Annotated in this window: 13 protein-coding genes; all 13 read left to right on the forward strand. The window is 36.8% G+C overall.

Annotated elements, in window-relative coordinates; translation table 11 throughout:
• Positions 1 to 115: 115 nt before the first annotated feature.
• The 13 genes from spoVG (at position 116) to yabQ (ending at position 13,749) form a co-directional block, all read left to right on the forward strand.
• Entirely contained in the window at positions 116 to 412 is a 297-nt protein-coding gene (gene spoVG / locus G8O30_RS13960; RefSeq protein ID WP_239672656.1) for a septation regulator SpoVG, read from the forward strand.
• 372 nt (positions 413 to 784) lie between these two features.
• Positions 785 to 2,143 carry a bifunctional UDP-N-acetylglucosamine diphosphorylase/glucosamine-1-phosphate N-acetyltransferase GlmU gene (glmU, locus tag G8O30_RS13965; protein ID WP_239672657.1) on the forward strand — a complete coding sequence of 453 codons (1,359 nt, stop codon included), beginning with the start codon at positions 785 to 787 and terminating at the stop codon, positions 2,141 to 2,143.
• A 60-nt stretch (positions 2,144 to 2,203) separates the two neighbouring features.
• Complete coding sequence (locus tag G8O30_RS13970; protein ID WP_239672658.1) at positions 2,204 to 3,157, forward strand: ribose-phosphate diphosphokinase; 954 nt, start codon at positions 2,204 to 2,206, stop codon at positions 3,155 to 3,157.
• 217 nt (positions 3,158 to 3,374) lie between these two features.
• Complete coding sequence (locus G8O30_RS13975; RefSeq protein ID WP_239672659.1) at positions 3,375 to 4,004, forward strand: 50S ribosomal protein L25/general stress protein Ctc; 630 nt, start codon at positions 3,375 to 3,377, stop codon at positions 4,002 to 4,004.
• 154 nt (positions 4,005 to 4,158) lie between these two features.
• Positions 4,159 to 4,716: an aminoacyl-tRNA hydrolase gene (gene pth, locus G8O30_RS13980; RefSeq protein ID WP_239672660.1), complete on the forward strand. Its 558-nt coding sequence runs from the start codon at positions 4,159 to 4,161 to the stop codon at positions 4,714 to 4,716.
• Between the two features lie 76 nt (positions 4,717 to 4,792).
• Complete coding sequence (locus tag G8O30_RS13985) at positions 4,793 to 5,017, forward strand: anti-sigma-F factor Fin (protein WP_239672661.1); 225 nt, start codon at positions 4,793 to 4,795, stop codon at positions 5,015 to 5,017.
• A gap of 79 nt (positions 5,018 to 5,096) precedes the next feature.
• On the forward strand, positions 5,097 to 8,627 hold the full coding sequence (gene mfd, locus G8O30_RS13990) for a transcription-repair coupling factor (RefSeq protein ID WP_420844576.1): 3,531 nt from the start codon (positions 5,097 to 5,099) through the stop codon (positions 8,625 to 8,627).
• Between the two features lie 133 nt (positions 8,628 to 8,760).
• On the forward strand, positions 8,761 to 9,297 hold the full coding sequence (spoVT, locus tag G8O30_RS13995; RefSeq protein WP_239672662.1) for a stage V sporulation protein T: 537 nt from the start codon (positions 8,761 to 8,763) through the stop codon (positions 9,295 to 9,297).
• 143 nt (positions 9,298 to 9,440) lie between these two features.
• Positions 9,441 to 10,988, forward strand: coding sequence for a polysaccharide biosynthesis protein (locus G8O30_RS14000; RefSeq protein WP_239672663.1), 1,548 nt, complete (start codon positions 9,441 to 9,443; stop codon positions 10,986 to 10,988).
• Positions 10,989 to 11,000: 12 nt separating this feature from the next.
• Entirely contained in the window at positions 11,001 to 12,467 is a 1,467-nt protein-coding gene (yabN, locus tag G8O30_RS14005; protein ID WP_239672664.1) for a bifunctional methyltransferase/pyrophosphohydrolase YabN, read from the forward strand.
• The gene (locus G8O30_RS14010) at positions 12,464 to 12,739 is read left to right on the forward strand and encodes an RNA-binding S4 domain-containing protein (protein WP_239672665.1); all 276 of its coding nucleotides are present in this window, start codon (positions 12,464 to 12,466) and stop codon (positions 12,737 to 12,739) included. Before yabN ends, G8O30_RS14010 begins: the two co-directional genes overlap by 4 nt.
• Before the next feature lie 87 nt (positions 12,740 to 12,826).
• A complete protein-coding gene (yabP, locus tag G8O30_RS14015; RefSeq protein ID WP_239674569.1) occupies positions 12,827 to 13,111 on the forward strand; it encodes a sporulation protein YabP in 285 nt (94 codons plus the stop codon).
• Complete coding sequence (yabQ, locus tag G8O30_RS14020) at positions 13,108 to 13,749, forward strand: spore cortex biosynthesis protein YabQ (RefSeq protein WP_239672666.1); 642 nt, start codon at positions 13,108 to 13,110, stop codon at positions 13,747 to 13,749. The genes yabP and yabQ overlap by 4 nt, the downstream gene beginning before the upstream one ends.
• Positions 13,750 to 13,760: the final 11 nt, after the last annotated feature.

Genomic DNA, 13,760 nt, shown 5'->3' on the forward strand with positions numbered 1-13,760 from the left:
TATTTCGAAAAAAATCCAAAAAAATAATAAAAAATTTACCAATTAAGAAGGAAAAGTGAAAATTCTGTTGAATATTGTTAAGGAGAAGTTAACAACATTTAAGGTGGTGCAGAAAATGGAAGTCACAGATGTGAGATTACGTCGTGTAAACACGGACGGAAGAATGAGAGCGATTGCATCTATTACGTTAGATCACGAGTTTGTTATTCATGATATTCGTGTAATTGATGGTAACAATGGATTATTCGTTGCTATGCCAAGTAAACGTACTCCAGACGGAGAGTTCAGAGATATTGCTCACCCAATTAACTCTGGAACACGTGGGAAAATCCAAGATGCAGTATTAGAAGAGTATCACCGCGTAGGAGATGCGGAAACAGTAGTAGAATTTGAAGAAGCAGGAGCTTCATAAGCACTATTTCATATTATAGTATCATTGCAGCAAGAGCCTACTTCAGGAGTATGGCTCTTTTACTATTTACATGATGTAAATACCAGGCGGTGGCCAAGTGATGTGGCAAGAGCGCGTGGTACATTCCCTCCTATGAACTACAACCGACTAATTTCTTATAAGCATGTAAAGATTTAATGTAAAGGTAAAAAAAGATAGATGTCTACTACACAGTAAATGTATTTAATTTAACGTAAGTATGTTTACGCTTACTTGTCAAAATTTCTTCTTATTTCCCCTTGTCTTTCCCTTATTCCTTTTAATGTTGGTTGAAAAAAGATGTTATTTGAGATATATTCTTTATGGAAAAAAAGGTTACTGGAGGCCCTAAAAATGACAAACCGATACGCTATAATACTAGCGGCAGGCCAAGGAACACGAATGAAGTCTTCTCTATATAAAGTTCTTCACCCTGTTTGTGGTAAACCGATGGTGGAACACGTTGTAGATCAAGTAAAATCTTTAAATATGTCTGAAGTTGTCACAATTGTAGGTCACGGAGCAGAAAAGGTTACTGCTTATTTAGAAGGGAAATCATCTTTTGCTTTGCAAAGTGAACAATTAGGGACAGCTCATGCAGTACAACAAGCTGCAGAGAAGTTAGAAGGAAAGTCAGGAGTTACAATGGTTTTATGTGGTGATACACCGCTAATTACTGCAGCTACTATGCAGGCGTTAATGGATCAACATATCTCTGTTGGCGCGAAAGCAACAGTATTAACAGCTAACCTAGAAGATCCTACTGGATACGGTCGTGTAGTTCGTGATGAATCAGGTCATGTATCAAGAATTGTTGAGCATAAAGATGCGAGCGAACAAGAGCGAGCAATTTCAGAAATTAATACCGGTACGTATTGTTTTGATAATGCAGCACTTTTCGAAGCTCTGAAGCTTGTTAAAAATGACAATGTGCAAGGCGAATACTATTTGCCAGATGTACTTGAAATTTTAAAAGATCAAGGTGAAATCATTTCTGCATACCAAACACCAAACTTCAATGAAACAATTGGTGTGAACGATCGTGTTGCTTTGTCGCAAGCAGAGACATTAATGCGAAAGCGTATTAATGAAGAGCATATGCGAAATGGTATTACAATTATCGATCCTCTTACAACGTACATTGAATCCGATGTAGTTATTGGAAGAGACACTATTGTATTACCAGGGACTTTTATTAAGCAAGGATCTGAGATTGGTGAAAACTGTACAGTAGGTCCTCAGTCAGAAATAGTAGCAAGTAAAATAGGGAATCATACAACAATTAGACAATCTGTGGTTACGGAAAGTGAAGTAGGCGATGATGTTCAAGTTGGACCATTTGCTCATATCCGTCCAAACTCAAAAGTAGAAAACGAAGCAAAAGTAGGGAATTTTGTCGAGTTGAAAAAAGCACAGCTTGGTAAGGGTAGTAAAGTGTCTCACTTAAGTTACATGGGAGATGCAAATATTGGAGATGGTGTAAACATCGGTTGTGGCACTATCACTGTTAATTACGATGGAACGTCAAAATATGTAACGACTATTGAAGATGGTGCATTCGTTGGATGTAATACCAATCTGATTGCTCCAGTAACAGTGGAAAAAGGAGCTTATGTAGCAGCTGGCTCTACGATTACAGAAGATGTTCCAAGTGAATCTTTAGCAATTGCACGTGCACGTCAAGTAAACAAAGAAGGTTATGTCAAAAAGTAACGATTCATATAAAAGGTAATTCTTTATTTGATAAAGTAAAACAAAACCTAGGGGGCAACTATGTCTAATCAATATCTTGATCCAAATCTGAAAGTATTTTCTCTTAATTCTAACCGTCCACTTGCTGAAGAAATTGCAAAGGTTATTGGCGTAGAGCTAGGTAAATGTTCTGTAACAAGATTTAGCGATGGAGAAATCCAAATTAATATTGATGAAAGTATCCGTGGGTGTGATGTTTATATTATTCAATCCACAAGTTCTCCAGTAAACGAGCATTTAATGGAGCTTCTGATTATGATTGATGCGTTGAAACGTGCATCCGCAGCTACTATCAATATCGTAATTCCTTACTATGGTTATGCACGTCAAGACCGTAAAGCGCGTGCTCGTGAGCCAATCACAGCAAAATTAGCAGCAAACCTAATTGAAACTGCTGGAGCTACTCGTGTAATTACGCTAGATTTACATGCTCCTCAAATTCAAGGGTTCTTCGATATTCCTATTGATCACTTAATGGGTGTTCCTATTTTAGCTGATTACTTTGAAGAAAAAGGACTAGAAGATATTGTTATTGTATCTCCTGACCATGGTGGAGTGACGCGTGCGCGTAAAATGGCAGAAAGACTAAAAGCCCCAATTGCTATTATTGATAAGCGTCGTCCAAAACCAAATGTAGCAGAAGTAATGAACATCGTAGGTCACGTCGAAGGAAGAACGGCCATTTTGATTGACGATATCATTGATACAGCAGGAACCATTACTTTAGCTGCTAATGCTTTAATTGAAAATGGAGCAAAAGCAGTATACGCTTGCTGTACGCATCCAGTATTATCTGGTCCTGCAATTGAACGTATCAATAACTCATCAATTGAAGAATTAGTTGTAACCAACTCGATTCTTTTAGCAGAAGAGAAAAAAGGTAATAAAATTGTAGAACGTTCTGTTGCTCCATTAATCGGTGAAGCAATTATCCGCGTTCATGAAGATCAGTCTGTGAGTACGTTATTTATATAAGACACTTGAAAGGAGCGAACCTCATCTTTGGGGTTCGTTTCTTTTTGTTTAAGTAGGTTATAGCCTTTGTAGCCGGAATTTACGATATGCAAAAGAGTTGATTTGTATATAGGTCTGAATATCTATTTTTCGGCATTTTGTTTATTTTATAGCTAATTGGGGAATTTTCTAAGTAGATAACGATTAAAAAGTGATCTGATTAGGAGAGTGGATATTTATGACAACATTACAAGCGGAAACTCGTACAAATTTTAAAAGATCTGATTTACGAAAAATTCGAGAAGCTGGATCATTCCCAGCTGTAGTATATGGAAATAATACTACTAACACTGCAATCGCTGTTAACGAAGCGGAATTTATTAAACTAATAAGAGAAGTGGGACGAAACGGAATTATCTCTCTATCGATTGATGGTAAATCAGTAAATGCAGTATTAACAGACTATCAAACAAACCCATTAAAAGAGGAAATTGTCCATGCGGATTTCTTAGCAGTTAACAAGAACTCTGAGATCCAAGCAGATGTTCGTATTGATTTAATAGGAGAATCAAAAGGGGTGAAGGAAGGTGGAGTCCTTCAACAGCCACTACATGAAGTTTCTGTAACTGCCAAAGCGGGTTCTGTGCCTCAAGTTATTGAAGTAGACGTAACAAACTTAGAGATTGGTGATAGTATTGCGATAAGCGACATTTCTGTGCCAAATGGAGTCACATTGAATATTGATACAGAAACAACAGTAGCATCTATTCTTCCTCCGCAACAAGAAGAGGTCATCGATTCTGGCGAAAAGCAATCCGAAGGGGAAGATGATAGTGTAGCTGATGAAGATGGTGCAAAAGAAGAGTAAGATATAAAATGTAAGTAAGAATAATGAAAAAAAAGACTGTTGAGTTTCTCAACAGTCTTTTTTACAGGATAGATTCTTCGCTTAAACTAGTGTTTGTTCGTTAAAAAAGATACAATGAAGGATAAGTATGTGTTTTAAATGGAGTGAACGAAAAATGAAGTTAATAGTAGGCTTAGGTAACGTAGGAAGTCAGTATGATCGTACAAGGCATAATATTGGTTTTGAAGTAATAGATGAATTAGCAAGAAGATGGAATGCCCCATTACAACAAATGAAGTTTAAAGGTGTATACAGTTCTACTGTAATAAACGGGGAGAAGGTGTACTTTCTTAAACCTTTAACGTACATGAATTTATCGGGTGAGTGTATTAGGCCATTTATGGACTATTTCAATATAGAAACAGAAGACTTGGTCGTCTTATATGATGATCTAGATTTACCAGTTGGTAAGATAAGATTAAGACAAAAAGGTAGTGCCGGTGGACATAATGGAATTAAGTCAACAATTGCACATTTAGGAACACAGGAGTTTAACCGAATACGAATTGGTGTGGACAGACCTAAAAATGGTATGAGCGTACCAAATTATGTATTAGGTAAATTTTCAAAAGAAGAGTGGGCAGAGATGGAGCAGGTAATTAAAACTTGTGCAGATGCATGTGAATCTTGGACAAAACAGGCATTTCTCCAAGTAATGAATGAATATAATTAAGGTAACGTATAGCTCCTAAGTACCGTGTTTATACTAGTTATTAAAGTGTTAGACCGGCTAAGGAGGGACAAGAGGCATGATTCATTACGTATGTAGACATTGTCATGTTCATATGGGTACGTTAGAAGAGAAAGTAGATTCCGTTAAATTAGGTTGGAACACTCTTTCAATAGATGAACGAGAAGAACTTTTAGAATATAAAGAGAATGGGGATATATTTGTAAAAGCGATCTGTGAAGATTGTGAAAAGAGTCTTCAATTATCTCCAGATTTACACACAGTAACTAATATGATTCAATGACCATTTTATAAGCTTTGTGGGGCATGCCTCCAAAGCGTTTTTCTATTTATATTTAACCGAAGGAAAGTGGGGGGCTAGTTTGCAACATCTATATAAAATGTTAGTAAATCATGTCGACGTTCAATCGATTATGGATGGGATAGATGAAGGGTTAAATGAGCAACTCGTTGCTGGTTTATCTGGATCTGCAAGAGCAGCGTTCATTGCCACTACCTATACGGAAAAGAAAAAAAGTATGGTAGTGGTGACACATAATTTATTACAGGCTCAAAAGTTACAAGAAGATCTACTTGGAATGTTCGGGGAAGAGAAAGTATTTTTATATCCTGCTGATGAAGTAATTGCTTCTGAAATTAGTATAGCTAGTCCTGAACTGCGCGCAGAACGTTTAACAACACTCCAGCATTTAGCAACTGGTATTAAAGGTATCTATATTGTTCCCCATGCGGGTATGAGAAGGATATTACCTCCAGTTGAGTTGTGGTCCAAATTATATAGAACAGTAAATGTAGGGCAAGACCTTGATGTATCACAATTCCTTCTTTCTCTTGTAGACATGGGGTATGAAAGAGTTCAACAAGTTGATCAACCGGGTGAATTTAGTGTACGTGGTGGAATTATTGACGTGTATCCTCCTACAGAAGATAATCCTGTTCGTTTAGATTTATTTGATACGGAAGTAGATTCCATAAGAAGTTTTTCATTAGAAGATCAACGCTCTTTACATAAGATTGATCAATTAACAATAGGTCCTGCAACAGAGATGCCAATTACTTCAGCTGAACGTGACCGATTACAAGTAGAATTACAGAAGGCTTTGTCTAAGAGTCTCAAAAAGACAAGTATTCCAGAAGTAAAAGAAGCACTATCCCAATCCGTAACATATGAGATAGAACAATTAAAAGAAGGTCAAACTTCTTCTCAGTTAATGAAGTATGCAGCCCTAGCTTATGAAGGGAAAACTAGTTTACTAGATTACTTCCCTGAGGATAGCATAGTCGTTTTAGACGAACTTAGCCGAATCTATGAGACAGCTGAAAAATTTGAAAAAGAAGAAGCGGAATGGTATACGAGTTTAATGGAGGAAGGTAAGATTCTTCATGACATTCCATTAGCACATAGTCTTGCTTCGTTGTTAGTTGATCATGATTTGACGAGAATATATTTATCATTATTTTTACGAAAAGTAGCGCACACTAGCCCACAAAACATTGTTAATATCTCGTGTAAGCAAATGCAGCACTTCCATGGTCAATCAGAACTCTTAGCGACAGAAATCAAAAGGTGGAAGAAAGCTAAGTATACGGTGTTGTTCTTTGCCCCTGATGAAAGCAGAAAGAAAAAGATAAAAGATTTACTAGATGATATTGAAGTAGACGTTGCTATACAGGGCGGATCTGAATTTCATGAAGGTGTTGTTCAAATACTTCAAGGTCAACTTCAAACAGGATTTGAAATTCCAGCTTTGAAATTAGCCGTTATTACGGAAGAAGAATTGGTATTTAAACGAGCAAAAAAAGCTCCTCGTAGACAAAAAATGTCTAATGCCGAACGAATTAAAAGTTACTCAGAATTAAAAAATGGTGACTACATCGTACACGTAAACCATGGTATTGGTCGTTACTTAGGTATTGAGACGCTAGAGATTAATGGTGTTCATAAAGATTATCTTCATCTACGTTATTCTGGTGATGATAAATTGTATGTACCAGTAGAACAAATTGACTTAGTTCAAAAGTATGTAGGTTCTGAAGGAAAAGAGCCTAAGATCTATAAACTTGGTGGATCTGATTGGAAGCGTGTAAAAAATAAAGTAGAGAAATCTGTTCAAGATATTGCGGATGATCTAATTAAGTTATATGCAGAACGAGAAGCAGCTAGAGGGTACGCATTTTCTCCAGATGGAGAGATGCAAAGAGAATTTGAATCTTCGTTCCCTTATCAGGAGACAGAAGACCAAGAACGTTCCATCCAAGAGATTAAATATGATATGGAACGAGAACGACCAATGGATCGATTACTCTGTGGAGATGTTGGATATGGCAAAACAGAAGTAGCTATAAGAGCCGTTTTTAAAGCGATTGCTGATGGAAAACAAGTAGCATTCTTAGTTCCAACAACCATCCTGGCACAGCAGCATTATGAAACAATGAAAGAGCGTTTTCAAGGTTTCCCTGTAAATGTGGGTGTTTTAAGTCGTTTTAGAACGCGAAAAGAACAACAAGAGACGATGAAAGGTCTTAGTGAAGGTACAGTAGACGTAGTTGTAGGGACCCATCGATTGCTATCAAAAGAGATTAAGTATAAAGATTTAGGATTGTTAATCATAGATGAAGAGCAACGTTTTGGCGTAACGCATAAGGAAAAAATTAAACAATTAAAGACGAATATCGATGTATTAACGTTAACAGCTACCCCAATACCTAGAACGCTTCATATGTCAATGCTTGGAGTTCGTGACTTGTCTGTTATTGAGACGCCTCCGGAAAATCGATTTCCAGTACAGACGTACGTAATGGAATACAACGGTGCAATGGTGAAAGAAGCTATCGAGCGAGAGCTTGCTCGTGATGGGCAAGTTTACTTTTTATATAACCGGGTAGAAGATATAGCAAGGAAAGCAGAAGAAATATCTATGTTAGTACCTGATGCAAGAGTAACGTATGCTCATGGACAAATGACCGAACAAGAACTAGAAGCAGTGATTTTGAGTTTCTTAGAAGGTGAATATGATGTGTTGGTAACAACAACTATTATTGAAACTGGAGTCGATATTCCTAACGTAAATACAATGATTGTTCATCAAGCAGATCGTATGGGTCTATCACAGTTGTATCAATTAAGAGGTCGAGTTGGTAGGTCAAGTCGCGTCGCATATGCGTATTTCACGTATCAAAAAGATAAAGTTTTAAATGAAGTAGCAGAAAAACGATTACAAGCGATTAAGGAATTCACAGAGCTAGGATCTGGATTTAAGATCGCAATGCGTGATTTATCTATACGAGGTGCAGGGAATTTACTTGGCGCACAACAACATGGATTTATTGATTCTGTAGGATTTGACCTATACTCTCAAATGTTACAGGAAGCAATTGAAACAAAGCGTGGCAATGGTGTGAAAGAAGAGGAGAAATCTAATCTAGAACTAGATATCCAAGTAGATGCGTACATCCCAGATACGTATATCTCAGATAGCGCTGCTAAAATTAATATGTATAAGCGTTTTAGAGGCTTAGAAACAATCCAGGACCTTCAAGACTTAAAAGATGAGTTACTAGATCGTTTTGGCGACTATCCACAAGAGGTTGCTGATTTATTCCGTGTATCGGAAATTAGAATTTATGGTCGATTTGCAAAGCTAGAGAAGATTAAGCAAGACCGAGAAGCGATTCATATTTTCATGTCAGAAGAAGGGTCAAAAGAAGTGGATGGTTCTAAAGTCTTTGAGTTAACCAGTAATCTAGGTAGAGATGTAGGGTTAGGAATGGAAGGACAACAAATGAAACTTTCCATCTACTTAAAGAGAAATCAAAAGGAACCGTGGTTTGACCGACTATATCAGCTAGTTAAACTGTTACCTGACACGAAAAAAGAAGTAGAACCAGTTTAAGAAGAAAATACTACCAATAAAAGAAATCATCTGTTGTTATGCATAGAACTTCCCATATAAACAATACTAATGGCAACAAAGGAAATCCTTTTAAAAATCAAGAAATACATCTGGCGAAAGTGAGGCAACAAAGATGAAAGCAACTGGTATTGTAAGACGTATTGATGATTTAGGACGAGTTGTTATACCGAAAGAAATTAGACGTACTCTTCGTATTCGTGAAGGGGACCCTTTAGAGATTTTCGTAGATCGCGAAGGAGAAGTTATCTTAAAGAAATATTCTCCTATTAGCGAATTAAGTGACTTCGCGAAAGAATACGCAGAAGCATTATATGATAGTTTAGGAAGTCCTGTATTAATCTGTGATAGAGATACTGTCATTACAGTAGCAGGTGGTTCTAAGAAAGAACAATTGAATAAGAGTATTAGTACAACGGTAGAAAAGATTATGGAAGAGCGTACATCTGTTTTGCATGATAAGAAAGGAAATGCTTCTTTTGTAGATGGTATAGAGGAAGAAGTAAATTCTTATACAGTAGCGCCTATTGTGGCCAACGGTGATCCAATCGGTTCTGTAATTATCTATTCAAAAGATCGCACTCTTACAGAAGTAGAGCACAAAGCTGTAGAGACAGCAGCAAGTTTCTTAGCTCGTCAAATGGAATCATAAGAAAAAGCCCCCTTTTATGAAGGGGTTTTTTAGTTTCGGAAGAAGAGTTCGTCACAGGTTCATCTGCTTTTTCTCCTCAAATACTTTTTATTTTCCTCCGTGTTATAATTAACCATTGAATACTTAGGAAAGTGAGCACGCACATGCAACAGAAAGCACCATCCCTCATTAAAGGGACTTTATTGCTGACTTTGGCAGCGTTTATCGTAAAAGTATTAAGTGCAAGTTATCGGATCCCATTTCAGAATATGGTGGGAGATGTTGGCTACTACGTTTACCAACAAGTGTATCCATTCTTTGCATTATCCATAGCGTTATACACCTATGGATATCCCGTATTACTCTCTAAATGGATTCATGAAAATAATCACTATCCTGCTAAATTACAGCAACAACGATTAACAGAAGCATTGCTTGCGATGACGTTGTTTAGCTTAAGTTCGTTTTTTATTATCTTTGGTTTTTCTAATCAAATTTCCTATTGGATGGGTGACCTTCAGTTAGCACCAATGATTCAGTTAACAGCCGTTTCTTTTTTATTGATTCCTATTGTATCGCTTTATAGAGGGGTCTACCAATCTCAAGGCGAGATGACACCAACTGCACTCTCTCAAGTAATTGAACAAGGAATTCGTGTAGTCCTTATACTAGTAAGTACCGTTTGGTTAATGGAAAGACAAGCATCTGCCTACGAAATTGGATATGGAGCTTATATTGGTACATTTTTAGGTGGACTAATAGGGCTTGCTTTCTTAGTTTTAACAGGAAAAGGTGTAATGAGAACAATTCTGGAACATGGAATTAGTATACACCCGAGAAGAATGGTTCGGTTTCTTTTACAAGGAGCTGGGATTGCAGTTGGCGCTATGATTTCTGTCTTGCTGCAGTTGATCGATGCACTAACAGTTATACCTTCACTTCTAGATGCAGGTGTTGCTCCTGAAATGGCAAAAGAAGCAAAAGGGATTTATGACCGAGGATGGCCATTATTACAATTTGGATTAATCTTATCTTCATCAATAGCGTTAGCGTTAATTCCTGCTGTTATGATCCTACGTAAAGGCAAGAAAATACAAAAAGCTCAATTCATTGCTTCACAAGCCATTCGGTGGTCTATTTTAGTGAGCCTACCCGCATCTGTCGGTTTAGTGGTAACTGCTACGGATGTAAACATAATGTTATTTAAAGATAGTGCAGGAACAGATACTTTGCGTTGGTTTAGTTGGACTATTTTATTTGCTTCTACTACGATGGTATTGATTGCTCTATATCAAACAATTGCTTCACTCTATAAATCACTTTTGTACGTTGCCGTAGCTCTACTACTGAAAGCTTTATTAAATATCTATCTTATTCCTATTTACGGAATGAATGGAATTGTTTATTCGCAACTTATTAGTTTAGGGTTGTTAGGTATACTTTTCTGGATCAGATGTAGCAACTTTTTAAAGCTTCGACCATTTACAATGAGACAATTTTTAGGATTGTGTTTCTCGATCATTGGCATGGTTGCAGTGATTAGTATGATAGATAATTGGAAAGAACTTTTATTGCTCAATAATCCTCGAATAGGTGCTACTGTTCTTGGTCTCTTTAAAGTATTTGCAGGAGGAGTTACCTATGTTCTCCTATGTTTTATTACACGCACAATTAAATGGCAAGAATGGAAAGAGTTAAGAACATTTTCATAAGGAGGGAATAGCATGAATACTATTTCCATTATTGGTTTAGGAGCTGGCTCATTAGATCAGTTATCTCTACGTTTATATAAAAAATTAACAAGTGCAACTACGTTACGCCTTCGAACCAAAGAGCATCCTATTGTAAGAGAGTTAGAACAAGATGGCGTGACATATGAAAGTTTTGATGATATCTATGAGCGGTTTGATAATTTTTTGGATGTGTATCAAACTATTGCAAAAAATTTAGTAGAAGAATCAAAAAATAAAGAAGTAACCTATGCTGTCCCTGGACATCCAATGGTGGCAGAGATGACGGTTCAATTACTCATCGAAAGTGAAAAAAGAGGAGAATGTAGCTTACGTATTGAAGGTGGGCAAAGCTTTTTAGACGATATGCTGACCGCAGTTAGAGTAGATCCTATTGAAGGATTCGCTTTGTTAGATGGTACCAATATGCAAATGGACTCTATTAATACAGCACAGCATTTATTCATCGCACAAGTGTACGATCAATTTGTCCTTTCAGATGTGAAGTTAACGTTAATGAATTGGTATCCTGATGATCATCTAATCACTGTTATTGAAGGAGCTGGAGGAGAAGAAGAGAACGTTTATACCCGAGCATTGTTTGAAATAGATCATGACATGCTACTGAATAACCTACGTAGTATCTATATTCCTCCTTTAGCAAGTGAAAATGAATTTGTTTATCGACAATTCTCTAAGGCAAAACAAGTGATAGCTGCATTAAGAGGACCGGGTGGTTGTCCATGGGATCAAGAACAAACACATGAATCGTTAAAAAAATATCTAATAGAAGAAAGTTATGAGTTACTTGATGCTATAGATCGAGATGATATAGACGATATAATTTCTGAGCTTGGCGATGTCCTGTTGCAAGTGTTATTACATGCTCAAATTGGCGAAGACGACGGAATGTTCGCTATTGAAGATGTTATAGAGAGTTTAAATGAAAAAATGATAAGACGTCATCCACACGTCTTTGGAGACAAAGAGGCAGAGAGTACGGAGGATGTCATGAAACAATGGCAACAAATTAAAGCAGAGGAAAGAGGAGAAGCTCCACAGAAATTATTAGATGATGTGGAAGCTAACTTTCCAGCATTAATGAAAGCCTATAAGTATCAAAAGAAAGCGAGTAAAGTGGGCTTTGATTGGGATAATGCGGAACTTGCATTTGATAAAGTAAAAGAAGAACTTCTAGAGTTTGAAAATGAATTACAAGCAGGAAATCAACTAAATAGAGAGAAAGAGTTTGGAGATCTTCTTTTTTCTATTGTCAATGTAGGTAGATTATTATCTATCTATCCAGAAGATGCTCTTCGTATGACGAATGAAAAGTTTTATCATAGATTTTCATACGTAGAAGCTAAACTAATGGAAAACAAGAAACAATGGGAAGATGTAGACCTTGCTCAATTAGAGCTTTGGTGGAAAGATGCAAAGAAAGGTGGAGACATACTATGAGACTAGATAAATTCCTAAAAGTATCACGATTAATTAAGCGTAGAACACTAGCGAAAGAAGTTGCAGATCAAGGTCGTATCCTTGTAAACGGTCAAGAAGCAAAAGCTAGTACAAATGTAAAAGTCGGAGATGAGCTAACTGTTCGCTTTGGCCAGCGTTTAATGTCTGTTCAAGTAGAACGATTACAAGAAACCTCTAAGAAAGAGGAAGCGGCAACAATGTATAAAGTGGTAAAAGAAGAGAGATTAAAAGATCCTGTTTTTGAAGAATAAAGGAACTAGGTCTAATCTTGTCCCTCCATTCATATAGTGTACAAGATAGTAGTACCTATATAGGAGGGATTTACTGTGAATCAATACATGGATTCTACTGGTGGGAAAACAGTTGAGCATGACGTTACCATGAGAGGTCGCAAGGTAATTGAGATTACAGGAGTTAAACAGGTTGAGAGCTTTGATAGTGAAGAATTTCTATTGGAAACCGTGATGGGCTTTTTATCGATTAGAGGACAGAACCTACAAATGAAAAATCTGGATGTAGATAAAGGTGTTGTCTCGATAAAAGGGAAAGTCTATGATCTAGTTTATGTGGATGAGCATGGTGGGGATAAAGCTAAGGGTCTATTTAGTAAGTTATTCAAATGAGTATGACGATACCCGTTCAACTTGCCACACTTCTCTCCATGATTGCCATGGGAAGTGTTTTTGGCATTTTGTTAGATACGTATCAGCGATTCATCCAGCGTTCTCGCCGTGCGCGTTGGATAGTATTCCTTCATGATATAATGTTTTGGTTGTTGCAAGCTTTATTAGTTTTCTACGTTCTATTCGTTGTGAACTATGGAGAAATTAGATTATATTTATTTTTAGCTATACTTTGTGGATTTTCTTCCTACCAAGCGTTGTTAAAAAATTGGTATACAGATTTTCTAGAGAGAGTGATTTCCTTAACTATCGCTATAGCGAAATGGGTAAAACGAATGATTTATCTAATGGTCTTTTCTCCAATCAAAGGGCTCATCCTTTTCATTATTAGTATCATTCTACTGCTGGGTAGAACGTTATGGAAATTAGTATTGGTGCTTTTAGGCATCCTGAAATGGGTAATTCTTGTCGCTTTACTGCCAGTTAAGTGGATTTTCCAGTTTTTATGGTTTCTTTTGCCGAAATCACTTAAAAAATTCGTCGTAAACTATTATAATAAAGCTAAAGGATTATGGAGTCGTTATCGCCAATATATGTATAAAGTCTATCTGGCGCTGAAAAATAAATGGAAGAAGTAAGAGAGGAGGGA

Origin of the sequence: Mangrovibacillus cuniculi, assembly GCF_015482585.1 — a bacterium.
Lineage (GTDB): Bacteria > Bacillota > Bacilli > Bacillales > R1DC41 > Mangrovibacillus > Mangrovibacillus cuniculi.